The following is a 24,770-nucleotide window of genomic DNA, read 5'->3' as shown; positions in this document are numbered from 1 at the left end:
CGGCCGGCACTACCCGTGCCGGTGCCGCGCGTTCCAGATATGCGTTGCGGCCAGCAGCAGGCTGCCGGTGACGGTCATCGGCGTTTCCCAGGCATGCGTTGGCAGCGCGAGCGCGCCGGCCAGCAGCAGGCCTAGACCCACGCCGGCGGTGGCCCAGGCCAGTACCGGCAGCGGGTGACGGCGCTCGGCCCGCCACAGCGCGTAGCCGGTCAGCGGCAGGGCGATGGCCACGAACAGCAGGTGCACCCATTCCGCTTCGGCCCAGGTGCCGAACAGCGGCAGCGCGGCGGCAAGCAGGGGCAGCGCCAGGCAATGCAGCAGGCACAGGCTGGACAGGGCGACCGCGCCGGCATCAAGCAGGGCGGCAGAAGGCGACTTCATCGGGGGAGGTTCCTTGCGCGACAATTGTTATACAGTAACATTTCCGTTCCGCAGCCAACCCGCTCCGACATGAACACTGTTTCCCGCGCCGACCGTCGCCTTCCGGTCACCGTGCTGTCCGGCTTCCTGGGGGCCGGCAAGACCACCCTGCTCAACCAGATCCTGCGCAACCGCGAGGGCCTGCGCGTGGCGGTCATCGTCAACGACATGAGCGAGGTCAACATCGATGCGCAGCTGGTGCGCGAAGGTGGCGCCGAGCTGCGCCGCACTGAAGAGACACTGGTGGAATTCAGCAACGGCTGCATCTGCTGCACGCTGCGCGATGACCTGCTGCAGGAAGTGCGGCGCCTGGCCGATGCCGGCCGCTATGACTACCTGCTGATCGAATCGACCGGGATCGGCGAGCCGATGCCGGTGGCGGCCACGTTCGCGGTGCGCGACGAGCACGGGTTCAGCCTGAGTGACATCGCGCGGCTGGACACGATGGTGACGGTGGTCGACGGCAGCGCATTCCTTGCCGACTTCGGTTCGACCCTGCGGCTGGCCGAGCGTGGCCAGCAGGCCGGGCCGGATGACGACCGAGGTGTGGTCGACCTGCTGTGCGAGCAGGTCGAGTTCGCCGACGTGATCGTGGTCAGCAAGGTCGACCAGGTGGACGACGAGGTGCTGCAGGACACGCTGGCAGTACTGCGTGGCTTGAACCGCGACGCCAAGCTGCTGCTGTCGAGCTTCGGCGACGTGCCGTTGACCGAACTGCTGGATACCGGCCGCTTCGACATGGAGCGTGCGCAACGCGCGCCGGGTTGGGTGAAGGAGTTGCGTGGTGAGCACACGCCGGAGACCGAGGAATACGGCATTGGCAGCTTCGTCTACCGCTCGCGTCGTCCGTTCCACCCCGCGCGATTCGCCCGCGCGCTGCAGTCGGGTATGCCCGGCGTGATCCGCAGCAAGGGCTGGTTCTGGCTGGCCAACCGCATGGATTGGGTAGGTGAACTGAACACCGTGGGCGCGGCGACGCGCACGCAGGCGGCGGGCTTCTGGTATGCCGCGCGCGACCGCGTGCGGGCTGGGCTGGAAGACACCACACCGTTGTTGCCGCCGACGCCGTTGCCTTACAGCGACCTGGGATGGGCGCGGCAGCAGGCCGATTGCTGGAGCGCGCCGCTGCCGGGGCTTGAGGAATTCCCGGATTCGGCCGCGCACACGGCGATGCAGCGGCTGTGGCACCCATTGTGGGGTGATCGCCGCCAGGAGCTGGTGGTGATTGGTGTGCACATGGACGAGCGCGCGGTGCGTGCGGAGCTGGATGCGTGCCTTCTCAACGACCAGGAGCTGCGTGCGGGGCCATTGTTGTGGCACCAGTTGTCGCAGGCGTTCCCTGTGTGGAAGCGTTGACGGTGCATTGATGATCCATGGGTTGCCGGCCAGCGGCCGGCACTACCCCTGGTCGATACGTCATGCGTGGATGGATGCATGGCGGAGTCGAGCATGGCTCGACTCTACAGACTGTCGCGCCATTGCCAGCTGTTGGCGGTGACCTGCAACACCTGCGTCGGCCGCAATGCCTGCAGCAGATGCAGGTCGTGGCTGACCATCATCAAGGCACCCGGCCATGCCGCCAGCAGTTCTTCCAGTGCCTGCAATGCGCTTAGGTCCAGTGCATTGCCGGGCTCGTCCAGCAGCAACAGCTGCGGCGCGGGATCGGCGTACAACACGCTGGCCAGTGCGCCTTTCACCCGTTCGCCATCGCTGAGGCTGCTGGCGGGGCGCTGGATGCGCTGTGCGTCCAGACCCAGCAGTGCGAGCCGAGTGCGCAGTTCGCCCGGGTCCGCACCCGGATTGGCGGCCTGTACGCTATCGAGGATGCTGTGCTCGCCGGACAATCCCAGCAGTTGCTGGTCGAGCAGCGCCAGTGGCGCGTGGCGTTGCACCGTGCCATCGCGCGCTCGCAGCTGGCCGGCCAGCACACGCAGCAGGGTGGATTTGCCACTGCCGTTGTCACCGACCACGGCGATGCGCTGGCCGCGACGGATCTCCAGCTGCAACGGGGCACTGCAGCCATGCGGCAGCACCAAGGCATCGGCCTGCAGCAGGCGCGTGCTGCCACGTTCCCCCGCACCGGCAAACAGCGCCAGCTCCGGTGCCGCATGAACCGCGGATGCCGCTGCACGCAGCTGCTCTGCACTGGCCTGCAGGCGCTCGGCCTGCACCTGCTGCGCGCGCCCGTGACTGGCTTCGGCACGCTGCTTCTGGCGGCCGAGCAGGATCGGTGCCTGGTTGGCCTGCTTTGCTTCGCGATTGCCACGTGCCTGACGTTGCTGCTGGCGTTCGTTCTGCTCGCGCGCGCTGCGTTGCTGCTGTCGGTGCTGGGCGCGTGCATGGTCGAGCTGGGCGGCGGCGGCTTCGCGTTCGGCGGCGCGCACTTCGGCATAGTGCTGCCACGCGCCGCCATAGCGATGTAGGCCACGCCCATCGAGTTCGACAATCTGCTGCATGCGGCCCAGCAGCTCGCGGTCATGGCTGATCGCCAGCAGGCCGCCGCGCCATTGCTGCAACTGCTCGTACAGTTGCTGGCGATGACGGGCATCGAGGTGGTTGCTGGGTTCGTCCAGGATCAACCAATCGGCATCGCTGGCCCACGCGCCGGACAGTGCCACCTGCATCGCCTGGCCGCCGCTGAGGCGCGCAGCAGGGTGGGCGTGATCGAGATCATCGGGCAAGCCCAGCGCCTGCCATTGTTGCTGCAGGCGTTCGCGCAGGTCCCAACGGTCGCCAACGCAGGCGAAGTCGGCCTCGTTGACGCTGCCGGCTTCGATGCGTGCGAGCGCGGACAGCGCTTCACCCACACCGGCCAACTCACCCACGGTGCCGGCTGGTGGATAGCCCGGTGTGGGCAACAGGAACACGCGGCCGCTGCCACGCACCTGGCCACTGTCGGGCGATAGCCGTCCGGCCAGCAGGCGTGCGAGCACGCTCTTGCCGGCGCCATTGGCACCGACCAGGCCGGTAGCAACCGGTTCGAAGGAAAACGTCAGATCGGAAAACAGCGGGCGGCCGTCGGCCAATCGATACGACACGCGATCGAGCGTGAGGGAATGCGGGGTCATGCGACCTCCATGGATGCCGGGTTCTCCCCTGCGCGCAGGGGCGGGAAGAGTCAGGCCGTCTGTTGCGAAGACGGCGGCATCAATGGCGCATTGGTCGCGAGCCTCTGGGAGGAATGAGGGGAGATTATACCGCCCGCAGGGCATGCGAATTGTAGAGCCGAGCTTGCTCGACTGCTTTTGAGGAGCAGTCGAGCAAGCTCGACTCTACGTGGCACGGCCATCGAGCGCGGATCTACCGGCCTACGGCACGGTTTCCAGGCGTTCGCTGACGAAATCGATGAACACCCGCAGCTTCGGCAGCACATGGCGGCCGGAGGGCCACAACAGGTGGAAGATGCCGCAGGAATGCACATGCTCGTCCAGCACGGTGACCAGGCGACCATCGGCCAGCGCATCGCGCACCGAGTGCACTGGAACGAAGGCCAGTCCGATATCGCGCAGTGCCAGCGCCACGCGCGCTTCGATGGTGTTGGCCACCATGTGCACGGGCAGTTCCTGCGGGGCTTCATTGCCGGGCCACTGGATCGGCCACAGCTCCAGCTTGCCGGTGCTGGGGAAGCGGTAGTGCAGCAGGGTGTGTTGGAGCAGGTCGGCCGGCGCACGCGGAACGCCGCGGCGCTGCAGGTACGCCGGCGAGGCAACGATGCGGCGCGGGAACACGCCAAGGCGTCGGGCGTTCATGCGTGAGTCGCTGGGTTCGCCGACGCGCAGCACGGCGTCGAAGCCTTCCTCGATGACATCGACCAGCCGGTCGCTGAAATCCAGGTCCAGACGGATGTCCGGGTAGGCGGCCATGAACTCTGCCATCAGCGGCAGGGTGAGATCACCCACCAGCGGCAGGCCGATGCGCAGCGTGCCGCTCGGTGCGGCATGCGGCTGCGCCAGTTCGGTGCGCGCGGCATCGCGCTCGTCGAGGATGCGCCGGCAGCGCGCCAGGAACAGCTGGCCCTCGGCGGTGAGGGTGATGCTGCGCGTGCTGCGGTGGAACAGGCGCACGCCGAGTGCGTGCTCCAACCGCGCAACGCACTTGCCGGCGGCCGAGGCCGAAATGCCCTGCAGGCGTCCGGTCTCGACGAAGCTGCGGGTGTCGGCGGCATGCACGAAAGTCTGCAGATTGGCGAGGTTGTCCAGGACTGACATGGGCGTGTGGGGGAATGAAAGCGGCAGGGTAGGTGGCTGCGATCACGTGGGAAGGCACCGCCACCGCAACACTGTGGTGCGGGGCGGCGCGGCGACCGTTGCGGCCTTGCAGTTCCGGCCATCATGCCGATTGCGGACTGCACGGTCCATGATGCCCGGAGCGGCAACCGGCTTTTTGCACGGTGACATGCTGCCTAACGTGGCGGCCTCTCCCCACGGATCACCGCGATGAACGCAGCCCTTTCCCTTGACCGCGCGCCGGCTCTGCCGTCGGTACAGCGGTTGCTGCAGCAGGTCCACCCACAACGCCTGGTCGGCGCGGTGGTGCTGGTGCGCGAGCACGGCGTGCTGCGTCATGCCAGCGCCACCGGTCTGGCTGATCGCGAGTCGGCCACGGTGATGCGCCGCGACCAGCTGTTCCGGCTGGCATCGGTGAGCAAGCCGCTGCTGACCACGGTGATCCTGCGCCTGGTGGCCGATGGCGTGCTGGACCTGGATGCGCCGGTACAGCGCTGGTTGCCGGACTTCCGTCCGGCGCTGGCCGATGGCAGCACGCCGCCGATCAGCCTGCGCCAACTGCTCAGCCACAGCAGCGGGCTGGGTTACCGCTTCCTCGAAGCCGATGCGGATGGCCCGTACGCACGGGCCGGCGTCAGCGATGGCATGGATGCGAATCCGCTGACGCTGACCGACAACGTGCATCGCATCGCGCAGGCGCCGCTGTTGTTCGCACCAGGCAGCCAATGGATGTACTCGCTGGGCGTGGATGTGGCAGGTGCCGTGGCCGAAGCCGCGACCGGTGAAACCCTGCAATCCCTTTACGCGCGCCTGCTGGCCGCACCACTGGGGCTGGCTGACACTGCATTCGCGACCACCGACGTGGCGCGGCTGGCCACGCCGTATGTGAGTGACGCACCGCAGCCGCATCGCCTGCAGGAAGGCGAGGTGGTCGCACCCTTCGAAGGTACGGTCGGCATCGAGTACAGCCTCGATCGTGCTACCGATGCCAGTCGTTACCCCTCGGCCGGTGCTGGACTGATTGGCAGCGCCGACGAGGTGATGGCGGTGCTGGAAGCACTGCGTGACGTACAGGCCTCGAATCTGTTGCCGCCCGCGCTGGTGGCGGAGATGGCCGCTCCGCAGGTGGGCGAGCAGGGGCCGCCGGAGCCGGCCGGCTGGGGCTTCGGGCTGGGATTTGCGGTGCTGCGCGATGCCGCCGCCAGTGGCACGCCACAAAGCGAAGGCAGCTGGCGCTGGGGCGGTGCCTACGGCCACAGCTGGTTCGTTGATCCCGCGCGCGGACTGAGCGTGGTGGCGCTGACCAACACCCTGTACGAAGGCATGGATGGCGCCTTCGTCGATGAACTGCGTGACGCCGTCTATGCCGATCTGGAGGCTGCGCGATGAGCGGCCATGCCATTGATGCGGCGAGTCCTGCCGGCGAAGCTACCCGCCTGCCGTGGGCCGGCCTGCTGGCGCTTGCGGGTGGCGGCTTCATCACCCTGCTGACCGAGACCCTGCCCGCCGGTGTATTGCGGCCAATGGGCGAGAGCCTGGGTGTGAGTGATGCCGCGGTGGGCCAGCTGGTCAGCGTGTATGCGCTGGGATCGGTGATGGCCGCACTGCCGATGACCGCGTTGACCCAGCGCCTGCCACGACGCCCCTTGTTGCTGGCCGCCATTGCCGGCTTCGTGGTGGTCAACACGCTGACCGCCGTGAGCAGCAGCTATCCGCTGATCCTCGCCGCGCGCTTCCTTGCTGGCGTCTGTGGTGGCCTGCTGTGGTCGCTGGTGGCCGGCTACGCCGCTCGCATGGTGGTGCCGTCACTGCAGGGCCGCGCGATTGCGGTGGCGATGGTCGGTTCACCGTTGGCGCTGTCGCTGGGTGTACCGGCGGGCACGTTGCTGGGCCAACAGATCGGCTGGCGCTGGGCGTTCGCGTTGATGAGCGTGCTGGGTGTCGGGCTGCTGGCGTACGCGCGCTGGACACTGCCGGCGTTGCCGTCTGCCGGTGCCGGCCAGCGCATGTCACTGGGCACGGTGTGGCGCATGCCCGGCGTACGCAGCGCGCTGGCGGTGATGGTGCTGTACGTGCTGGCGCACAACGTGCTGTACACCTACATCGAACCGCTGGCGGTGGACGCCGGTGCCGGTCCATGGCTGGACCGCCTGCTGCTGGCCTTCGGTGTGGCTGCCATCGTCGGTATCGGCATTGCCGGTTGGGGCGTGGATCGCCACTTGCGTGCGCTGGTGTGGGCGGCGGTGATCGGCTTCCTGCTGCCGGTGCTGGCCCTGCTGCTATGGCCGGGACAGGCAACGGCGCTGCTGCTGGCGACGATCCTGTGGGGCGTGGCGTTCGGCGCCGTGCCAACCCTGTTCCAGACCGCACTGGCACGTCGCGCGGGTGCTGCCGCGGATCTGGCGCAGTCGATGTTGGTTACCGGCTGGAACCTGGCGATTGCCGGCGGTGGCGTCGCCGGCGGCGTGCTGTTGCAGGCCAGCGGCCCGAGCCAGCTGGGCTGGCTGCCGTTGCTATTGCTGGCGGTGACCGTGGCGTGGCTGCTGGCACGGCCGAAGGCCTGGGCGTAGCTGTTGATCAGCGATGACGCGGTACCGGCCAGCGGCCGGCACTACCGTGGTCCACGTCATCCACGCATCGCGTGGATCCACCGAGCGCAGCGACCCGCGTTTGCTTTTGCTTTCTTCTGTTGATTCCGTGGTGGGACGCCGCCGGAACCTGTCAGAGGCCGGGGCGGTCGGGTTCGCGGGGGTGTCTGCGGCATGGATGCCGCGGCCAAGCCCCCATGGACGGGTTTACGGCGTCCCCCGCGAACCCGACCGTCCCGGCCAACCCCGGGATAGCCGTACGCGACCCACCACGAGGGGCTCCGCCGTTGGCCGCCTTACTCGATCCCCTCACGCTCGATCGGCACACTCCGCGGGTTCTGCATGTGCTCCCGCGCCGCGCCATAGCGCTGCTGCCGCTTCTGATGGAACACCACGAACTCATCCCGTGGCAGCGGCCGCGAGAACAGCCAACCCTGCGCGAACTCGACCTTCCGGGTATGCAGATACGCCAACTGTGCCTCGGTCTCCACGCCCTCGGCGACCACCCACAGGCCCAGCTCCTTGGCCATGTCGATGATGTGCGGCGTGACCGGACTGGTCGCACTCTCGGTGCCGATCGCATCGATGAACGACTTGTCGATCTTCAGTGCATCCAGTGGCAGCTGCTCCAGGTACTGCAGGCTGGAAAAGCCCACGCCGAAGTCATCGATCGCCACGCTGTGGCCGGCCCGGCGTGCCTGCGCCAGCATCGTGCGTGCGCGGTCCAGGTCGAGGAAGCCGTGCTCGGTCGCTTCCATCCAGATCTGCTGCGGCAGGATGCCGCTGCCGGCCATGTGCTTGGCGATCAACTTCAATGCACGACCACTGCTGATGTCCTCGGCGGCGAGATTGATCGCGATGTGCGCGCTGCGGTCGGCCACCAGCAGCTCGCGCATGTCGCGCACCACGTTCTCGATCACCAGGTCGGTGATCGCGCCGATCATGCCGGTCTCTTCGGCCAGGGGAATGAACAGGTCGGGGCGGACCTGGGTGCCATCCTGACGCTGCCATCGAATCAATGCTTCGGCGCCCACGCAGATGCCGGTATCCAGTTCGATGATCGGCTGGTAGTGCAGGTACAGCTCGCGGCGGCGGATCGCGGTGGCCAGTTCGCCGCGCAGCGACAGCCGGCGGCGCGACAGCCAGATCACCAGGCCGGCACCCACGGCAGCCATCAGCAACCCGAGCGGCACGTACAGCCATGCCTGCTGGCGGAAGGTGGCGGCCAGTGCCGTGCGTGGCGTGGTGGCGATCGCCAGCCATTCGCCATTGCGGGCGGTGGCGTAGAGGGTGTTGCGGTCAAGCCCTTCGCCCGGGTTGCGCAGCAGGGTCTCCAGCAGCGCCGGATCCATGCCGTCCTGCTTGGCCAGCAGGCGGCCGTCCGGGCTGGCCAGGGCCAGGCGCACGTTGGGGTCGGCGATGACATCGACGAAACGGCGCGGGTCGACCAGCACGTCGTAGGCGCCGTACAGGATCGACAGCACCTGGCGGCGCCCGCTGGTTTCGGGGCGCACGTCCACCGCGATGCCGGCCCCTTCGCTGGTCACATGATCGGCCTTGGGCTGCTTCACATCGGCCAGGAACGGGCCCCACGACGTGCAGCGCAGCGTGCCGCCTTCGAAATAGCCCATCTGGTCGATCGACGGCGTGGTCATCACCAGGGTCTGCATGCGCCGGATATGGTCCGGGCTGCACGGCACGTGGACGCCTGCCTCCGCCGACTTCAGCGCGGCCAGCGCGTCATGGTAGGACTGGTCGGAACGGCGCAGGGCGCGGCCGGCGATGTCGCGCAGGCGCTGCTGCTCGACACTGACCGCACGGTCCCAGGTGGCATAGGCCATCACCGCGATCGGCACAGCCGCGGCCAGCAGCGCCAGCGCGGTGCCACCAATGATGATGCGCAGGCGGCTCATGGCTGGAGCTCCGGTGGGGCAGGCAGGTCAGGGCGCATGGTCAGGGCCGGTCCTTGGGCAGGTGCGGCTATCTGAGCATGGCGCCGGGCCGGGCGGAATGGGACGAATCCGGTATTCGGTCACAATGTGGTGAAAGCGACCGCCATTGACGTAATCGGGCCATCCGGCGCTGGCGCTCCTGGCCGGGGAGGACTAACGTCGAACGCTTCGCCCGCCCCAGTCCACGCCCATGACCGAGCCCGCAACGCCCCCCGAGCACCTGCGCCGCAGCCTGTCCAACCGCCACCTGCAGCTGATCGCCATCGGCGGTGCCATCGGCACCGGCCTGTTCATGGGCTCGGGCAAGACCATCAGTCTGGCCGGCCCGTCCATCGTCTTCGTCTACCTGATCATCGGCGCGATGCTGTTCTTCGTGATGCGCGCGATGGGCGAGCTGCTGCTGTCCAACCTGCAGTACAAATCCTTCATCGACTTTTCCACCGACCTGCTAGGTCCCTGGGCCGGCTTTTTCTGTGGATGGACGTACTGGTTCTGCTGGATCGTCACCGCCATCGCCGATGTGATCGCCATTGCCGCCTATGCGCAGTTCTGGTTCCCGGGGCTGGATGCCTGGATACCGGCACTGGCCTGCGTGATGCTGTTGCTGGCGCTGAACCTGGTGACGGTGAAGCTGTTCGGCGAAATGGAATTCTGGTTCGCGCTGATCAAGATCGTGGCGATCTGTGCGCTGATCATCACCGGTGCGGGCCTGGTGGCGTGGGGCTTCACTTCGCCCAGCGGCCATACCGCCGCGCTGTCCAACCTGTGGAATGACGGCGGCATGTTCCCGATGGGCCTGGTCGGCTTCTTTGCTGGTTTCCAGATCGCGGTGTTCGCCTTCGTCGGCATCGAGCTGGTCGGCACCACCGCCGCCGAGACCGCCAACCCCGAGCGCAACCTGCCCAAGGCGATCAACTCGATCCCGGTGCGCATCATTATTTTCTACGTGCTGGCGCTGATCGCGATCATGGCGGTCACCCCGTGGCGCCAGGTGGTGCCGGACAAGAGCCCGTTCGTGCAGCTGTTCGTGCTGGCCGGCATCCCCGCCGCGGCCAGCCTGATCAACTTCGTGGTGCTGACCTCGGCCACGTCTTCGGCCAACAGCGGCATCTTCTCCACCAGCCGCATGCTGTACGGCCTGGCCGAGGAAGGCCACGCGCCGCGCGGGTTGTCGAAGCTCTCGCGCGCCGCAGTGCCGGCACGCGGCCTGCTGTTCTCCTGCCTGTGCCTGCTCGGCGGCACGCTGCTGATCTACCTGATCCCCAACCTGGTGACCGCCTTCACCCTGGTCACCACGCTGGCGACGGTGCTCTTCATCTTCGTCTGGTCGCTGATCCTGGTGGCCTACATGGTCTACCGTCGCCGCTACCCGGAGCGCCACGCCGCCTCGATCTTCAAGATGCCCGGTGGCGTTGCGATGTGCTGGGCCTGCCTGGTGTTCTTTGCTGGCGTGCTGGTACTGCTGAGCCTGCAGGCCGACACCCGCCAGGCCCTGATCGCCAGCCCGGCGTGGTTCGTGCTGCTGGGCGTGGGGTACTGGGTGCGTCGGAGGACCGCGAAGTGATCCATCGTCTTCGTTCCATCGATTGATCCATCGTCTCCAGACGTTTCATCCACGCATGGCGTGGATCTACTGTCAGCCGCAGGGAACTATCGAAGGCGGGGTGGGTCCGCTGGCGGGAGTCTCCGCGGCATGGATGCCGCGGCCAAGCCCCCAGGGATGGGTTTACGGCGTCTCCCGCCAGCGGACCCACCCCGCCTCCCCGCAGGAGGTCGGCCATTGCCGTTGCGTGTGATCTGGCCTCTGCAGGTGCAGGGCGCAGCCCTGCCAAATCCCCCATTCACTTGGTGTTAGCGGGCGCGGCCGGATCATCCGGCCGCCATGTCCCGCCACCCCTTCCTGCTCGCGCTGTTGCTGCTGCCCAGCCTGTGGCCCGGGCTGGCCGCCGCGCGCACGGTCTACCGCTGCGTGCAGGGCAATACTGTCAGCCTGGCCACCGCTCCCGAACCCGGCTCGCGCTGCACGCCGAAGGAGATCGACGACAACGCCGTCCAGGCCCCGAATCTGTGGGGCAACATGGGCGTGTTCAGTGGCGTGCTGTACGAACGCGAGCAGGACGGCGCGCTGGTCTATTCCACCCGCAACCTGCCCGGTTCGCGGGTGTTCCTGAAGTTCACCGTAGCCACGCCGCCGGGCGAGCCCGCGCACGAAGGCCTGGGCAAGGTCGGCAAGCCGCAGCTGGCGCAGCATGCCAAGCAGTTCAAGGCCGCTGCCAAGGCCACCGGCGTGGATGACGCATGGTTGCGCGCGATCGCCCACGCCGAAAGCAATTTCGACGCGCTGGCGGTCTCGACCAAGGGCGCACAGGGCGTGATGCAGCTGATGCCGGATACCGCGCAGGAGTACGGGGTGAGCGATCCGTTCTCGCCGCAGCAGTCGATCGATGGCGGCGCCCGCTACATGCGCGCGCTGCTGCGCCGCTACAACGGTGATCGGCCACTGGCCGCCGCCGCCTACAACGCCGGCATCGGAGCGGTCACCCGCTACAAGGGCGTGCCGCCCTATGCCGAGACCCTGGCCTACGTGGACAAGGTGATGGCCCTGTATGCGCGCTACCGCGAAGCGATGGGCATCCGTACCGAAGTGCCCGCGCGATAGGCTGGTGGTGCTGGATGTGTCGTGTAGAGCCGAGCCCATGCTCGGCTCATGCTGCCGGCAGCCGAGCATGGGCTCGGCTCTACAGGGCGTCTGCTCAGCGTGAGGTCGCGCTGCCGACCAGTTCGTAGCGTTCGATGCGGCCGACGCGGGTGATTTCTGCCTGCACGTCGGCGCGCTGCTTCAGCGCACGCCAGGCCGCATCGATCTTCACGTCACCCGGCAGCGACGGATAGGTACGCATGTCCTGCAGGCTGGCCAGTGTTTCGCCACGCTCGACGGGGGAGCGCAGTTGTTCGATCAGCACGGCGGCCGCGCCATCCAGATTGCCCTCGTCCAGCAGCATTTCGCGATGGAACAGGCGGGCGTCACCGCCCTCGGCGAGGATCGCCGCGCGAGCGACGTCCATTGCCTTGGCATCGCCACGTTCGCGCGCGGCGGCAAACTGCAGCAACGCCTGTGCTGCCTTGCCGTAGCCGCCGAGGCCCGGCATGTCATTCACCGCTGCGGTGGCGTCCTGCAGGCGGCCCAGTGAGCTGAGCACGAAGCCGACGTTGAACTGGTGCTCGGCGCCATCCGGGCCCAGCGCACCGATGCGCGCAGCCAGCTTCGCGGTGGCCAGCGCGTCGTCGGTGCGTCCCAACCGACGCAGCGCGGTGAACCGGCTGTTGAGCAGCCACGCGACCCATTCGGCTTCGGCCGCCGACGGGGATTCACCTTCGGCCGCTGCGCGCGCCATGCCATCGGTCAGTGCCAGGACTTCCTCGTTGCGGTCGAGCATCAGCAGCGTATTGCTGAACTCGGCCATGCGCGCGTCCAGGGCGCGGTCGAGCAGGCCGGACACACGCAGTTCATCGAGATGCTTCTGTGCGGCCTGCACCGGATCGAAGCGTGCATCGCCGCGGTCGACATAGCGATCGAAGCGCTTGTCACTGCGCAGGCGGATGATTTCGGCCGGGCCATTGATGCGTGCCAGCGTGGCCGGGATGCCGTCGCCGCGACCGTTGTCGGCCTGCAGCGTGGCCAACGCCAGCCACAGCCCGGTCGGCTCCACGCCACCGCCTTTCCAGCCGTTGTCGAACAGTGCCTGCAGCAGTTCCATGCGTCGCTGTGGCTGGTCGCGCAGGCGGTACTGCAGGTAATTGATCGGCTGGCGCTCGATCGGCAGCGGGCCCTCGGCGTGCTTCAGTGCCTGAACCAGGTACCGGGTAGCCGGAGCCGGCTGGTTTTCGGAAAGTTCCAAAGACACCAGGGTCAGCAGGATCTGTGCATCGTCCGGCAACGATTCCTGCGCCTGCTGCAGATAGCGCCGGGCCTGTGCCGGCTTCTTCTGCATCAATGCGGTCCAGCCCGCTACCTGCGCGGCGCGACCACGATGCTCGGCATCGAAATCATCCAGCAGCGGATCTTCCATCAGCTGTTCCATGGCGATCAACGCGCCCAGCGTATTGCCGCTGCGTGACTGCTGGATCGCTTCGTCCCAACGGGTGGCATAGGCCGTATGCACCGCGTCGCTGGTGGCGGACGGCTTCTGTGGCGCCACCGCGATGGAGGCGGAGGCAGGGGCAACTGACAGGGCGGCGAGCAGCAGGGCAGTGAGGGGGAGAAGGCGGGGCATGGAGATTCTCCATCCGTGGGAAGAGCATTGAACCTGCTGCAGGCAGCGAGGACAAGCGTGATGGATGGAACTCTGGCGATCAGGAGTACGTTTGGCCATGGCGGATCGCGCGCGCAGCGTCTATCGTCGGTGCCTCTTCAGATTGCAGGCAGAGGCAACGCAGCACGATGGCACGGTGGCAATGGATGGCGGCGGGGGTCGCGTTGGCAACGGCGGTGGCATTGGCCGCGACCTGGTGGGATTCACCGCTGCAGACCTTGGCTGAACCGGCAGGCCCGGCGCCCACGCCGCTGGCCTGGACCGCACAGATCGAGATGCTGGCCGGCGATGGTCATCCCGGTGACCGCGATGGTGCGTCTGCGCAGGCCCGCTTCGCCGATCCCCATGCGTTGCTGCGCAGTGCCGACGGCAGCATCTACTTCACCGATGCCGGCGACAACAACCGCATCCGCCGCCGCCTGCCGGATGGCCGCATCGAGACCGTGGCCGGGCAGGGCGAGGGGCGCATCGACGGCCCTGCACTGCAGGCCAGTTTCAATACGCCCTCGGGCATCGCCGCCGATGCGCAGGGCAACCTGTACGTAGCCGACACCGGCAACCACGCGATCCGCCGTATCGGCACCGATGGCCAGGTGACCACGCTGGCCGGTGGCGAGCAGGGTTACGCCGATGGGCCGGCCGCGCAAGCGCGCTTCGATGCACCGATGGGCATCGCGGTGGACGCGCAGGGCCAGGTCTATGTGGCCGACACCTTCAACGACCGCATCCGGATGATCGGTACCGACGGCAACGTGCGTACCCTGGCCGGCGGCGAGCGCCCGGGGTTGGCCGATGGCCTGGGCGTAGCGGCGCGCTTCGATACGCCGGTGGCGCTGGCCTTCGATGCCCATGGCGCGCTGCTGGTGGCCGACCTGTTCAACAACGCGGTGCGTCGCGTCGGTGCCGATGGCACGGTCAGCACGCTGCTGGGCGATGGCGGCGTGATCAATGGGCCGCTGTCGCTGGCCACCACGCACGATGGCGTGCTCTACGTGGGTGACCTTGATGGCCGCATCGTGCAGGTAACACCGCAGGGCCACCAGATCGCACTGGTGGGCAACGGCCGCCTGCCGCGCCTGGCCCGGCCCAGCGGTCTGGCGATGGATGCCGACGGCAGTGTGCTGGTCGCCGATTCCGCCAGCTATCGCCTGCACCGCCTGCGCCCGCTGCCAGTGGGTGATTTGCCGGCACCGGCGCTGGTCGGGCCCGCTGCCGATGCAGCGTTGCCGGACACCGGTGGTCGCTGGCCATTGGCACCGCAGGACGGCTGGCATGAAGTGGTCGGCACGCTGGGCGAGGTGCGCGGCAACTTCAAGGGCGAGAGCCGCCACCACCTGCACGGCGGTTTCGATGTGCGCGGCGATGTCGGCCAGACCGTGTTGGCGATCGCCGATGGCAAGATCAGCAGCCCGGTAGCGGCGTGGAGCCTGGGGGGGCAGGCCGAGGGCCTGGCAGTGGACCGCCTCAAGTACATCCACATGCGGGTCGGCCGCACCCCGCGCGACCAGCCGTTCGATGCGCGCTGGCAGGCGCTGTACGACGAACAGGGCAAGCTGGAGCGCATGCGGGTGCGTCGCGGCACGCGCATCCACGTCGGCGATCGCCTGGGCAGCATCAACAACCAGGCGCACGTGCACCTGGCGGTGGGCACCGGCGGCTTTGAAACCAACGCCGTGGCGCTGGGCTTCCATAACTACGCCGACCACTTCGCACCGCGCATCACCGATGTCGCGCTGCTGGACGACAACGACCAGCCGCTGGCGGCTGGCAGCGACGGCGTGGTGATGCTGGCGCGGCAGGGACGTGGCGTGCAGATCGTGGTCGAGGCCTGGGACCAGGTTGACAACAACCTGCCGCGGCGCCGGCTGGGCATGTACCAGGTGGGCTACCAGATCCTCGATGCCGGCGGACAGCCGCTGCAGGGCTATGAGCAGCCGCGCTGGAACATCGTGTTCAACCGCATGCCGCCGCAGAACGCAGCGGTGCGCGTGGCCTATGCGCCGGACAGCGGCATCACCGTGCATGGCAGTGCGGTAACCCGCTTCCGCTACCTGGCCACCAACACCGTGCGTGATGGCCTGATGGAAACCGGGCGCTGGCAGCCGGCGGCATTGCCACCGGGCGAGTACACCGTGCGCGCCAGCGTGCGCGACTACAGCGGCAACGAAGGCGTGGGTCCGCGCGAGATCAGAGTACGGCTGCTGCCATAGCCGCAGCCGGGGCGCCGCAGCGTTCGCGCTCGGCGTCCATGTCTTCCAGCGGCCGCACTTCGATGCTGCCGAAGCGCGCCCACGGGAAGTCGCGGGCGACGCGCATGGCTTCGTCGCGGTCGCGGGCGACGATCAGGTTGAAACCGGCCAGCAGTTCGCGGGTCTCGGCGAACGGGCCATCCAATACACGGCTGTGGCCATCGCGCACGCGCAGGGTCTGCGCGGTGTCGACCGGCTGCAGCTTCTGCGCGGCAAGCAGCGTGCCTTCGGCCTGCAGCTTGTCTGCGTGGGCCAGGCAGTCACGCATCAGCGCGTTGAATTCTTCGGTGGGCAGGGCCTGGAGCAGGGCAGGCTCGATGTAGATCAGAAGCAGGTACTGCTGCATGGCACGGTCCTGGCGGGGGCGGGGTGTCCATGATGGCGCAGGTTTGCCTGCGGGCATGCTGCAGCGCGAAAAGCCGCCTGCGGCGGGCGATCGGCGAACGGCGGAGCCCCTCCGTGGTGGGTGGGTTGGTCGCTGAAAGCTCGGGTTCTTGGATTTGGCCGGGTGGGGAGGCAGGGCAGGGGGCGCTGCAAGTACGTCCATGTAAGCTCGGTCGCCGCATCCATGCGGCTCACGCCCCTGCCCTGCCTCCCCACCCGGCCTTGGACAGATCTCTGCGGCTGACCCACCACGGAAAATCACAAACAAGAGCAAAAGCGGGTCGCTTCGCTCGCAAAGCCGAGGCCGCCGGCCAACCGCCGTTGCCGTTGCCTTTGCTTCTGCCTTTTTTCTTGATCTTCCCGTGGCGGCCAAGCCCCATGGACGGGTTCACGGCGTCCCCGCCAATCCCACCTGCCCGGACCACCCACAGGAAACCAGCTTCCAGCGACCAACCCACCCACCACGGAGGGGCTCCGCCGTTCGCCGACCTCCGCCGAAGGCGCGCTTTCCACGGAAGAAATAATTTTCAGAGGACGTGTCGATTTCCAGCCCCCTGGTTCGTTGTACCCAGTGAAGGGCACGCACCACGCGTCCCCACGGGAGACCGCAATGAAAGTGATGGTGATCGTGAAGGCCAACGCCGACTCCGAAGCCGGCCGCATGCCCAGCGAACAGGAACTGTCCGAAATGGGCGCCTTCAACGAACAACTGGTGGCCGCCGGCATCATGCTGGCCGGTGAAGGCCTGCACGCCACCCAGCGCGGTCGCCGCATTCATTTCGGCAGTGGCGCGCCCAAGGTCGAGGCCGGTCCGTTTGGCCCCGCCAGCGAGCAGATCGCCGGCTTCTGGCTGTGGGACGTGCGTTCGCTGGATGAGGCCGTCGAGTGGGCCAGCCGCGCGCCGTTCAACAGTGGTGGCACGCTGGAGCTGCGCCCGCTGATCTCCGCCGAGGATTTCGGCGAGGCCTTCACCCCCGAATTACAGCAGCAGGAACAGCGTCTGCGTGCACAGCTGGAAGGTTGACCCGATTCATTTCCCCCGCCGGGCATGGCCCGACGCTACCACCCTGAAACCCACGACGGAGCATTGCCATGAAATTGATTCCCTTCCTCGGCTTCAGCGGCCAGGCCCATGAGGCGATGGCGTTCTATGCCAAGGCACTCGGTGGCCAGGTCACCTCGGAAATGAAGTACCGCGACATGCCGCCCTCCGATGGCTCGCCGGGCTGCAACGAGATGCCGCCGGAAACCCTGGACCACGTCGCGCACAGCCAGCTGGAAATCGGCAGTGCCATCGTGATGGCGGCCGACGGTCCCGGTGGTGGCGAGGGTGGTTCGACCACCATCAATGTCGACGTCGACAGCATCGAAGAAGCCGAACGCGTGTTCGCGGCGCTGGCCGAAGGTGGCCAGGTGCAGATGCCGATCGCTGAAACGTTCTGGGCGCATCGCTGGGGCATGCTGATCGATCGCTATGGCAAGCCGTGGATGGTCAACTGCATGAAGCAGCCGTGATTCCTGCCTCTTTCATCCACAAGGAGCTTCACCGATGAGTGCACCGCAACCGCAGATGATCTTCGTCAACCTGCCCGTGCAGGATCTGAACGCGTCCAAGGCCTTCTTCGCCGCACTGGGCTACAGCTTCAACCCGACTTTCACCAACGACGATGCGGCCTGCATGGTCGTCAGCGAGAGCATCTTCGTGATGCTGCTGACCCAGCCGTTCTTCAGGCAGTTCACCAACAAGGCGATTGCCGATGCGCACAGCCACACCGAGGTGATCACCTGCCTGTCGGCCGACAGCCGCAAGGCGGTGGACGTGATGGTGGACAAGGCGCTCGCGGCGGGTGCCAGCGAACCGCAGCCGGCGCGCGACTACGGCTTCATGTACCAGCGCGGCTTCCAGGACCTGGACGGCCATCTCTGGGAAATCGCACACATGGACGGCGAGCCGGGCTGACGGCCGCCGCAAGGGAGAACCCTCATGGCTTACGTGGATGCTTACGTGCTGCCGTGCCCACAGGACAAGGTGGCGGCCTACCGCCGCCTTGCCCGCAAGGCCGGTGCGGTGTGGAAGGACCATGGAGCGCTGCAGTACATGGAATGCGTGGCTGACGATGTGGAACCGGGAAAGAGCACGTCGTTTCCGCGTGCGGTCAAGGCCAAGCCTGGCGAAACAGTGATCGTCGCCTTCGTGGTGTTCCGTTCGCGCGCGGCGCGCGACCGTATCAACGCGAAAGTAATGGCGGACCCGCGGCTGGCATCGCTGGGCCCGAAGGACATGCCGTTCGATACCAAGCGCATGTTCTGGGGCGGCTTCAAGCCGATTGTTGAAGCGTGAGCTGCGGCGCTTGTGCGGGCCCGGTGCGCGTGCTGTGATCGGCGCATGCTCGAGCCCGCACTGACGCAGCGTCTGGAAACCCTCTGGCGGATGGAATCGCCGGTGTTGATCGCGCGCCTGGCGCGGCTGCTCGCGGGCGATGTCGGCCGCGCCGAGGAGCTGGCCCAGGACACCTGGCTGGCCGCGCTGGAGCGCTGGCCGGAGCAGGGCATCCCGGACAACCCCGGAGCCTGGCTGATGACCACTGCGCGCAACCGTGCCATTGATGTGCTGCGCCAGCACCAGCGGGTGGCGCAGCAGCATGCGCAATGGGGCGAGGAGCTGCATCCGGTACCCTTGCCGGCACCGGATGACAGCCAGGCGCTGGAAGATGATCTGGGTGACGACCTGCTGCGGCTGATGTTCGTGGCCTGCCATCCGGTGTTGCCGGCTGACGCACGGGTGGCGTTGACCCTGCGCCTGCTTGGTGGCCTGACCACCGTGGAGATCGCGCGCGCGTTCCTGCAGCCCGAGCCGACCATTGCGCAGCGCATCGTTCGTGCCAAGCGCACGCTGGCGCAGAAGCAGGTGCCCTATGAAGTGCCGCGCGCGGAGGCGATGCCAGAGCGGCTGGGGTCGGTGCTGGAGGCGATCTACCTGGTGTTCAACGAGGGCTATGCGGCCAGTGCCGGTGACGACTGGATGCGTCCGGCGCTGTGCGAGGAGGCACTGCGGCTTGCGCGCATCCTGGCGCACCGGCTGCCGGTGCCGCCGGTGCTGGGCCTGCTGGCGCTGATGGAGCTGCAGGCCTCGCGTGCCGCAGCACGGACCGATGCGCACGGCGCGCCGGTGCTGCTGGACCAGCAGAACCGTGCGCGCTGGGACTGGCTGCAGATCGAGCGCGGGCAGCAGGTGCTGGCACGCGCGCTGGCCGCCGGAGGCGGAGACGATCCCTACGTGCTGCAGGCACGCATCGCGGCCTGCCATGCGGCTGCGCGCCGCGCCGAAGCCACTGACTGGCCGCGTATCGTCTCGCTTTATACACAGTTGCTGCAGGTGCAGCCTTCGCCGGTTGTCGCATTGAACCGGGTAGTGGCGGTGCTGCGCTGCGAAGGTGCCTTCGCTGCATGGGCACAGTTGCAGCCGTTGCTGGACGATGCGCGCCTGCGCGATTACGCGCCGTTGCAGGTGGTGCGTGGCGAGGTACTACAGTCGTTGGGGCGCGAGCACGACGCACGTCACGCTTTTGCGGAAGCCGCCAGACTCAGCCAGAACCAGGCAGAGCGCGGACTGCTGCGGCAAAGGGCCGGTCTGCCCCCCGTGGAGTGACCCCGACGAAGGCAGCACTTGTCGGCGGGCGCGCGAGCCGTTATGTTTCGCGCCCAGTGGACGCATGCGCGTCTGCTTTCCGTGCGTATTGACCGAGGAGCGGTTGGATGTATTCAAGGACGAAGAGCGCATCGCGCGCTTTTGCGCGCCTGCTTGCCTGTGCCCTGTGCGTGGCCGTATGGCCGATGGCCGTGCAGGCCGCAGACAAATCGCAGCAGGCCTACTGGGCCGGTTTTGCCTATACCGCCGATGCCGCCGCCGTGCAGGCGACCACGCCGCATGCGCACGCGGTGCTGGAAAAGCGCGGCCTGATTCCACTCAACCAGACCCTGGTGCAGGCGCTCAAGCGCCGTGCGCCGGCCCACCTGGAGCTGATCGATCAGCCGGTCGCGATGCTCGACGGCACCACAAGCGCCACCGTGCTGGCCGCAGCACTGGATCGGGAGCTGGTGTCGGTCGAACCGATCGGCAACCAGTACAAGGTGCTGGTCGAGGTGGCGCTGCAGGCGCTGTTCTTCGACTTCCGCGAGCGCCAGGTGATCGCTTCCTATCCGCTCACCCTGCAGCGCATCGACGTGCAGGACTACCGTCCTGACAGCGACGATATCGACGCGATCGTCGCTGATCTGCTGTATGGCAACGCCAGCACCAGCCTGTCGCAGGTCCTTGCGGCCAGCCTGGCCCAGGCCAAGCTGCCGGATGCTGCGGTGCGCCGCCTGCAGGTGGGCGGTGTGACCCTGTCCGATGCGGTGCGGGCCAAGTTGCCGGACCCGAAGTGGGAAGCGCCGCTGCGCGCCACCCTGGCCCATGAGCTGTCCAAGACGCTGTCGTCCAACACCGGTGTCGGCCTGCTGCCGCCGGCCTCGGGCCAGGCGATCGGTGGTGCAATGGCTGCACGCTTTGCCGACGGCAAGGTCTACCAGCTGAAGATTCCCGAGCCGGACTACGTCATCAACGTGCAGGTCGATGCGCTGAAGAACGGCGTCATCGAAGAAACCGCGGCGATGAAGACGATGCTGTTCGGCGCCTTCTTCACCGCCAAGGTGACCGAGCCGTTCTCCGGCAAGGTCTATTTCGAACAACCGCTGCGCAAGGGTGCCACCAAGGTGGTGCCGGTCACGCAGTGGCAGGTTGACCAGTGGTCGGCCAGCTACGAAACCCTGCTGGCCGGCTTTGATGCCTTCGCCGGCGCCGCCGCCAAGCGTGCCGATTCGCGCGCCTGGCTGGACGAGCAGAAGCCGGGCGGCCGCCCGTTGCAGCAGCAGACCCAAGCCCTCCAGGAGTTGATCAAGTCATGTCGTTGATGCGTACCATCCTGCTGTTCCTCATCGCCCTGGCGGTGGCCTCGCCGGTCGCCGCGCAGACCGCCAGCTCGCGTGGTACCGGTTCGGCCAGCTACAGCCTGCGCCTGAGTGCCGACACCCGCGCCCAGGCCATGAACAAGGCCAAGGTCAATGCGCTGGAGGCGTACATCGCTGAAACCGGTGCGGCCAAGCTGCGCCTGTTCGAAGCCCGTCGCGCCGAGTTCATCGGCGAGATCGACCGCTACGTGCTCAGCGCCGTGCAGCTGTCGGACACCGAAGACAAGAAGGCCAAGACCTACAGCGTCACCGTCCGCGCAGAGATCAATACCACCCTGCTGCAGACCAAGCTGGATGCTGGCTCGGCCGTTGCTGGCGCCACCGCTGCGCAGCGCTCGCTGTTGACCTTCCTGTTCATGGCACGCTCGCAGGACACCGTGCAGTCGTTCCAGGACAAGGAATACCGCCGCACCGACGTCAGCTCCAGCTACAACGAGAACACCCGTGAAGGCGACAGCTTCCGTGGCAACTCGGTCAGCACCAACGGCAGCATCAACCAGAATGCGTCGATGTCGGTCACCAGCGGCGGCAGCACCACCCAGCGCAGCGACAACATCAGCTGGAAGGTGGCCAATGCCGCCGAGGTCAACACCGCGATGACCGGTGCCTTCAGCGCCGCCGGCTACGAGGTGGTCGAAGCCGAATACGTGGAAGGCGAGTCGCGTGGCCTGCTGAGCATTGAACGCATCCGCAAGGATTTCAGCACCGGCAACGATCTGTCTGCGGCCACTCTGCGTGACACCGCCAACGGCATCCGTGCAGCCAACATCCCGTATATCGCCGTCGGCACCCTCGACGTCGGCATGCGCGACCGCGACCCGGCCAGTGGCAACACCCGCGTGTTCGTTACCGTCACCGGCAAGGTGCTGGACGTGACCGGGCGCTTCCCGCGCACCGTGTCGTCGGTGGGTCCGGTGCAGTTCTCCGGTACCGGTCCGAATGAAACCGTGGCCCGCACCAATGCCCTGCAGCTGGCCGCCGAGAAGGCTGCCCAGCAGATGATCAACGAGCTGAACGTCAAGGCGGTTCGTTGACGTTACCGCTGCGCTCGCCGGGCATTACCCGGCGCTACCGGCTCTGGTGGGTACCGCGCTTGCTCGGCACTGACCCGCTGCAATACCCGTTCTTGCGCGCCGCAGTGCGGCCGTCTCTCCCAAAGGAATCTCACATGATCCGTACCACTGCTCTCACCCTGGCCATCGCGGCTGCGACCCTGTCGATGCCGGCCCACGCCCAGTTCGGCAAGCTGAAGGACCTGGCCGGCGCCGCTACCGGCACCTCCAGCAGCAGCGCCTCCAGCGCCGCCGCTCCGGACGAAGCCGCGCAGGAAGCGCTGGTGCGTCGTTTCGTCAGCTCGCAGTCGCACTCGCTGCAGGCCCAGACCTCGTTCGCCCGCGCCTTCGGCCTGGCCGAGCAGGTGCAGCTGCTGGAAGCGGAGCGCCAGGCGCTGTCGTCCGGTTCGGTCAGCGTCGATGCCATGAAGAAGTCGGTGTCGGTCAGCGAAGCCGCCCAGGCGGCGATCAATGAGCGCCAGGCCGCACAGCCGGAACTGAACGCTGAGTCCAAGCAGCACTACGCCGAAGGCCTGGTCTCGCTGCTGTCTTCAGCCGCTGAAGCGCAGAAGCTGGGTGGCGAAGCCAGCAGCTTCACCGCCGGCATGAAGAACCTGGGCGCGACCCAGCTGGCCACCGTCGGCCGCAAGCTTGCTGCCGGTGCATGGGTGGCCAAGGAATCGCCGGGCTTCATCAAGGGCCTGTACGGCTCGTCGAAGCAGGCGCTGACCTTCGCCAAGCAGAGCAAGGTGAAGGTGCCGTCCAACGCCGACTCGATGCTGGGCCAGCTGGACAAGATGGGCTGATCCGAGGCGAATCTCCATGCGTATGACTACCCGTTTGATCGGCCTGGGCCTGGCCGCCACGCTGCTTGCAGCGTGCGGCAAGCAGGACGCCCCGGCCGCCGCGCCTGCCAAGGACAAGGCAACCAGTGCACTGGCCAGCAATGCGCCAGTGGAAGCAACGCCGCTGCGTGGCACGCCGGATTTCGGCGGTACCACCCAGGTCGCGCGTGAAGCCGACGGCATCGGCAGCACCCCGGAACTGGCGGTGCTGGCGGCATTGCAGTCGGCGGTGGCGCAGGTCAACGGCGTACGCGTGGCCAGCCAGATGCAGAGCCTGCGTGCAGGCCTGCATGTGGATGTGGATGGCGAACACGTCGGCGATATCCGCGCCGACGCGTTCACCCAGCAGATGATCGCCGGCTCGCAGGGCGCAGTGCTGGGCTATGAAATCCTGTCGCAGGATGAAGTGCGTCAGCTTGACGAGGAAACCATCGCCCGCGTGCGTGCCAGCGATGAAGGCTGGAGCTTCAAGGGCTCGGCCTCGGCCAGCGCTTCCGGCGAAGCCTCGGCCAAGGGCGGTTCGGCGTCGGCCAGCGTCAAGCAGAGCTATGACGAGAAGGTCAACGTCGATGCCAAGCGTGGCGCCAGCTCCTACGATTCCGATGTGACCCATCGCAGCATGCGCAGCTACTGGAAGGTGCGCGTGCGCGCACAGATCGCCCAGTACCGCGCACCGGACGAGCAGGGAAAGCCGAAGATCGTGGTCGCCCTGCCGCGCACCAAGGCCGGCAGCTATGCCGTCGGCGACGGCCGCGTGGACGCGGACGAAGTGGCCGATGCGATCCGCGCACGCCTGTCCGACACACTGACCCAGACCCAGCGTTTCATCGTGCTGGATCGCGAGTTCGGCGACGAACTGCAGGCCGAGATCGACCACATCAACAGTGGCAACGTGCGTCTGCAGGACACCGCTCGCGTCGGCCAGCAGCTGGCAACCGACCTGATCCTGATCCCGACCATCGAACGCTTCGAGTATCCGCGCAGCGTGCGCAACCTGCGCATGTCCGACCGCCAGGTGACCTCGTACTCCGGTGGCGGCCGCATCACCCTGCGTCTGATCAACGCCACCACCGGCCAGGTGGTGATGTCCGACAGCTTCGATCATCAGCTGGCCTCGACCGGTCCGAGCACCCTGCCGCGCGTGGTCAATGGCCGCAACATGGCCGCGGCGATGATGGAATCGCTGTCCGGCCAGATCGGCACCACCATCGTCACCACGCTGTTCCCGGTGTCGGTGGTTTCGGTGGACGGAGACCAGGTGGTGCTGAGCCAGGGCGGTGACACCGTGCAGGCCGGCCAGCGCTGGCAGGCCGTGCGCTTGGGCGAAGAACTGAAGGACCCGCAGACCGGCCGCTCGCTGGGCCGCAGCGAGCACCCGTGCTGCACCATCCGCATCGACCGCGTGGCCGCACAGACCTCCTACGGCACCATCGAAGACGGCGTCGACGCCATGCGCGGCGGCTTCCGTCCGGGCCAGATCGAACTGCGCCAGAAGCTGGGCAGCAAGCCAGCTGCCACCGCTGCTGGCGGCGCGACTGCCTCGGCTGCGCCGGCCGCCGCTGCACGCCCGGCCAGCAAGCCGAAGCCCAAGCCCGCCGCCGCCCCGGCCGAAGACCCGAACTGGTAACACGCCAAGGCAGCACACAGATGGGGTCAGAGCCCTTTCCCGCCGGGAAAGGGATCTGACCCCTTCTTGTTTCCGCCCGTGTCGACCAAGATCGACACCTACCA

General features: G+C 67.4%; 21 protein-coding genes. 15 read left to right on the top strand and 6 right to left on the bottom strand.

Annotated elements, in window-relative coordinates; genetic code table 11:
- Nucleotides 1–9 precede the first annotated feature (9 nt).
- Nucleotides 10–381, bottom strand: coding sequence for a MerC domain-containing protein (locus V9K93_RS11685; RefSeq protein ID WP_046984490.1), 372 nt, complete (start codon nucleotides 379–381; stop codon nucleotides 10–12).
- A 69-nt stretch (nucleotides 382–450) separates the two neighbouring features.
- On the opposite strand from V9K93_RS11685, the gene V9K93_RS11680 reads away from it, so the two are divergent.
- Entirely contained in the window at nucleotides 451–1,776 is a 1,326-nt protein-coding gene (locus tag V9K93_RS11680; RefSeq protein WP_337302580.1) for a GTP-binding protein, read from the top strand.
- A 104-nt stretch (nucleotides 1,777–1,880) separates the two neighbouring features.
- Here the strand turns inward: V9K93_RS11680 and V9K93_RS11675 are convergent, their stop codons facing one another.
- Together V9K93_RS11675 and V9K93_RS11670 are read right to left on the bottom strand one after the other, a co-directional pair.
- Nucleotides 1,881–3,488: an ABC-F family ATP-binding cassette domain-containing protein gene (locus V9K93_RS11675; protein ID WP_337302579.1), complete on the bottom strand. Its 1,608-nt coding sequence runs from the start codon at nucleotides 3,486–3,488 to the stop codon at nucleotides 1,881–1,883.
- Between the two features lie 240 nt (nucleotides 3,489–3,728).
- On the bottom strand, nucleotides 3,729–4,628 hold the full coding sequence (locus V9K93_RS11670; protein WP_046984493.1) for a LysR family transcriptional regulator: 900 nt from the start codon (nucleotides 4,626–4,628) through the stop codon (nucleotides 3,729–3,731).
- A 228-nt stretch (nucleotides 4,629–4,856) separates the two neighbouring features.
- Between V9K93_RS11670 and V9K93_RS11665 the strand changes: the two genes are divergently transcribed.
- Together V9K93_RS11665 and V9K93_RS11660 are read left to right on the top strand one after the other, a co-directional pair.
- The gene (locus V9K93_RS11665; protein ID WP_337302578.1) at nucleotides 4,857–6,035 is read left to right on the top strand and encodes a serine hydrolase domain-containing protein; all 1,179 of its coding nucleotides are present in this window, start codon (nucleotides 4,857–4,859) and stop codon (nucleotides 6,033–6,035) included.
- Nucleotides 6,032–7,216, top strand: coding sequence for an MFS transporter (locus V9K93_RS11660; protein WP_046984495.1), 1,185 nt, complete (start codon nucleotides 6,032–6,034; stop codon nucleotides 7,214–7,216). The genes V9K93_RS11665 and V9K93_RS11660 overlap by 4 nt, the downstream gene beginning before the upstream one ends.
- A gap of 314 nt (nucleotides 7,217–7,530) precedes the next feature.
- On the opposite strand, the gene V9K93_RS11655 is transcribed toward V9K93_RS11660, so the two are convergent.
- The gene (locus V9K93_RS11655) at nucleotides 7,531–9,147 is read right to left on the bottom strand and encodes an EAL domain-containing protein (RefSeq protein ID WP_295380931.1); all 1,617 of its coding nucleotides are present in this window, start codon (nucleotides 9,145–9,147) and stop codon (nucleotides 7,531–7,533) included.
- A 229-nt stretch (nucleotides 9,148–9,376) separates the two neighbouring features.
- Between V9K93_RS11655 and cycA the strand changes: the two genes are divergently transcribed.
- On the top strand, nucleotides 9,377–10,750 hold the full coding sequence (cycA, locus tag V9K93_RS11650) for a D-serine/D-alanine/glycine transporter (protein ID WP_004139828.1): 1,374 nt from the start codon (nucleotides 9,377–9,379) through the stop codon (nucleotides 10,748–10,750).
- Between the two features lie 318 nt (nucleotides 10,751–11,068).
- Complete coding sequence (locus tag V9K93_RS11645; protein WP_046987900.1) at nucleotides 11,069–11,845, top strand: lytic transglycosylase domain-containing protein; 777 nt, start codon at nucleotides 11,069–11,071, stop codon at nucleotides 11,843–11,845.
- Between the two features lie 94 nt (nucleotides 11,846–11,939).
- Here the strand turns inward: V9K93_RS11645 and V9K93_RS11640 are convergent, their stop codons facing one another.
- A complete protein-coding gene (locus V9K93_RS11640; protein ID WP_337302577.1) occupies nucleotides 11,940–13,460 on the bottom strand; it encodes a tetratricopeptide repeat protein in 1,521 nt (506 codons plus the stop codon).
- 167 nt (nucleotides 13,461–13,627) lie between these two features.
- Between V9K93_RS11640 and V9K93_RS11635 the strand changes: the two genes are divergently transcribed.
- On the top strand, nucleotides 13,628–15,709 hold the full coding sequence (locus tag V9K93_RS11635) for a gluconolaconase (RefSeq protein ID WP_337302576.1): 2,082 nt from the start codon (nucleotides 13,628–13,630) through the stop codon (nucleotides 15,707–15,709).
- Here V9K93_RS11635 and V9K93_RS11630 read toward each other — a convergent pair.
- Nucleotides 15,687–16,094 (bottom strand): YciI family protein, encoded by a 408-nt coding sequence (locus V9K93_RS11630; protein WP_049449291.1) that lies wholly within the window; start codon nucleotides 16,092–16,094, stop codon nucleotides 15,687–15,689. The genes V9K93_RS11635 and V9K93_RS11630 overlap by 23 nt on opposite strands.
- A gap of 648 nt (nucleotides 16,095–16,742) precedes the next feature.
- Here V9K93_RS11630 and V9K93_RS11625 point away from each other — a divergent pair.
- The 9 genes from V9K93_RS11625 (at nucleotide 16,743) to V9K93_RS11585 (ending at nucleotide 24,666) form a co-directional block, all read left to right on the top strand.
- Nucleotides 16,743–17,156 carry a YciI family protein gene (locus V9K93_RS11625; RefSeq protein ID WP_049424778.1) on the top strand — a complete coding sequence of 138 codons (414 nt, stop codon included), beginning with the start codon at nucleotides 16,743–16,745 and terminating at the stop codon, nucleotides 17,154–17,156.
- 68 nt (nucleotides 17,157–17,224) lie between these two features.
- Entirely contained in the window at nucleotides 17,225–17,647 is a 423-nt protein-coding gene (locus tag V9K93_RS11620) for a VOC family protein (protein WP_005407887.1), read from the top strand.
- 34 nt (nucleotides 17,648–17,681) lie between these two features.
- On the top strand, nucleotides 17,682–18,092 hold the full coding sequence (locus V9K93_RS11615) for a VOC family protein (RefSeq protein WP_136639233.1): 411 nt from the start codon (nucleotides 17,682–17,684) through the stop codon (nucleotides 18,090–18,092).
- A 24-nt stretch (nucleotides 18,093–18,116) separates the two neighbouring features.
- Nucleotides 18,117–18,473, top strand: coding sequence for a DUF1428 domain-containing protein (locus tag V9K93_RS11610; RefSeq protein WP_032128771.1), 357 nt, complete (start codon nucleotides 18,117–18,119; stop codon nucleotides 18,471–18,473).
- A gap of 45 nt (nucleotides 18,474–18,518) precedes the next feature.
- Nucleotides 18,519–19,781, top strand: coding sequence for an RNA polymerase sigma factor (locus V9K93_RS11605; protein WP_337302575.1), 1,263 nt, complete (start codon nucleotides 18,519–18,521; stop codon nucleotides 19,779–19,781).
- 107 nt (nucleotides 19,782–19,888) lie between these two features.
- Nucleotides 19,889–21,085 (top strand): hypothetical protein, encoded by a 1,197-nt coding sequence (locus V9K93_RS11600; protein WP_136639236.1) that lies wholly within the window; start codon nucleotides 19,889–19,891, stop codon nucleotides 21,083–21,085.
- Nucleotides 21,076–22,176 (top strand): hypothetical protein, encoded by a 1,101-nt coding sequence (locus V9K93_RS11595; RefSeq protein ID WP_136639237.1) that lies wholly within the window; start codon nucleotides 21,076–21,078, stop codon nucleotides 22,174–22,176. The genes V9K93_RS11600 and V9K93_RS11595 overlap by 10 nt, the downstream gene beginning before the upstream one ends.
- Nucleotides 22,177–22,310: 134 nt before the next feature.
- On the top strand, nucleotides 22,311–23,000 hold the full coding sequence (locus V9K93_RS11590) for a hypothetical protein (RefSeq protein ID WP_136639238.1): 690 nt from the start codon (nucleotides 22,311–22,313) through the stop codon (nucleotides 22,998–23,000).
- A gap of 16 nt (nucleotides 23,001–23,016) precedes the next feature.
- Nucleotides 23,017–24,666 (top strand): CsgG/HfaB family protein, encoded by a 1,650-nt coding sequence (locus V9K93_RS11585; protein ID WP_337302574.1) that lies wholly within the window; start codon nucleotides 23,017–23,019, stop codon nucleotides 24,664–24,666.
- The last annotated feature ends 104 nt before the right edge of the window (nucleotides 24,667–24,770 follow it).

The organism is Stenotrophomonas sp. CCNWLW162 (assembly GCF_037203745.1).
Classification (GTDB): Bacteria; Pseudomonadota; Gammaproteobacteria; order Xanthomonadales; family Xanthomonadaceae; genus Stenotrophomonas; species Stenotrophomonas maltophilia_AQ.
Note: the sequence above shows the minus strand (reverse complement) of the source record. Positions and strands in the feature narration are given on the sequence as shown.

Bases quoted from the DNA above. Each gene is read 5' to 3' on its own strand.
- V9K93_RS11685 (WP_046984490.1), bottom strand. From the start codon at position 381: ATGAAGTCGCCTTCTGCCGCCCTGCTTGATGCCGGCGCGGTCGCCCTG.
- V9K93_RS11680 (WP_337302580.1), top strand. From the start codon at position 451: ATGAACACTGTTTCCCGCGCCGACCGTCGCCTTCCGGTCACCGTGCTG.
- V9K93_RS11675 (WP_337302579.1), bottom strand. From the start codon at position 3,488: ATGACCCCGCATTCCCTCACGCTCGATCGCGTGTCGTATCGATTGGCC.
- V9K93_RS11670 (WP_046984493.1), bottom strand. From the start codon at position 4,628: ATGTCAGTCCTGGACAACCTCGCCAATCTGCAGACTTTCGTGCATGCC.
- V9K93_RS11665 (WP_337302578.1), top strand. From the start codon at position 4,857: ATGAACGCAGCCCTTTCCCTTGACCGCGCGCCGGCTCTGCCGTCGGTA.
- V9K93_RS11660 (WP_046984495.1), top strand. From the start codon at position 6,032: ATGAGCGGCCATGCCATTGATGCGGCGAGTCCTGCCGGCGAAGCTACC.
- V9K93_RS11655 (WP_295380931.1), bottom strand. From the start codon at position 9,147: ATGAGCCGCCTGCGCATCATCATTGGTGGCACCGCGCTGGCGCTGCTG.
- cycA (WP_004139828.1), top strand. From the start codon at position 9,377: ATGACCGAGCCCGCAACGCCCCCCGAGCACCTGCGCCGCAGCCTGTCC.
- V9K93_RS11645 (WP_046987900.1), top strand. From the start codon at position 11,069: ATGTCCCGCCACCCCTTCCTGCTCGCGCTGTTGCTGCTGCCCAGCCTG.
- V9K93_RS11640 (WP_337302577.1), bottom strand. From the start codon at position 13,460: ATGCCCCGCCTTCTCCCCCTCACTGCCCTGCTGCTCGCCGCCCTGTCA.
- V9K93_RS11635 (WP_337302576.1), top strand. From the start codon at position 13,628: ATGGCACGGTGGCAATGGATGGCGGCGGGGGTCGCGTTGGCAACGGCG.
- V9K93_RS11630 (WP_049449291.1), bottom strand. From the start codon at position 16,094: ATGCAGCAGTACCTGCTTCTGATCTACATCGAGCCTGCCCTGCTCCAG.
- V9K93_RS11625 (WP_049424778.1), top strand. From the start codon at position 16,743: ATGAAAGTGATGGTGATCGTGAAGGCCAACGCCGACTCCGAAGCCGGC.
- V9K93_RS11620 (WP_005407887.1), top strand. From the start codon at position 17,225: ATGAAATTGATTCCCTTCCTCGGCTTCAGCGGCCAGGCCCATGAGGCG.
- V9K93_RS11615 (WP_136639233.1), top strand. From the start codon at position 17,682: ATGAGTGCACCGCAACCGCAGATGATCTTCGTCAACCTGCCCGTGCAG.
- V9K93_RS11610 (WP_032128771.1), top strand. From the start codon at position 18,117: ATGGCTTACGTGGATGCTTACGTGCTGCCGTGCCCACAGGACAAGGTG.
- V9K93_RS11605 (WP_337302575.1), top strand. From the start codon at position 18,519: ATGCTCGAGCCCGCACTGACGCAGCGTCTGGAAACCCTCTGGCGGATG.
- V9K93_RS11600 (WP_136639236.1), top strand. From the start codon at position 19,889: ATGTATTCAAGGACGAAGAGCGCATCGCGCGCTTTTGCGCGCCTGCTT.
- V9K93_RS11595 (WP_136639237.1), top strand. From the start codon at position 21,076: ATGTCGTTGATGCGTACCATCCTGCTGTTCCTCATCGCCCTGGCGGTG.
- V9K93_RS11590 (WP_136639238.1), top strand. From the start codon at position 22,311: ATGATCCGTACCACTGCTCTCACCCTGGCCATCGCGGCTGCGACCCTG.
- V9K93_RS11585 (WP_337302574.1), top strand. From the start codon at position 23,017: ATGCGTATGACTACCCGTTTGATCGGCCTGGGCCTGGCCGCCACGCTG.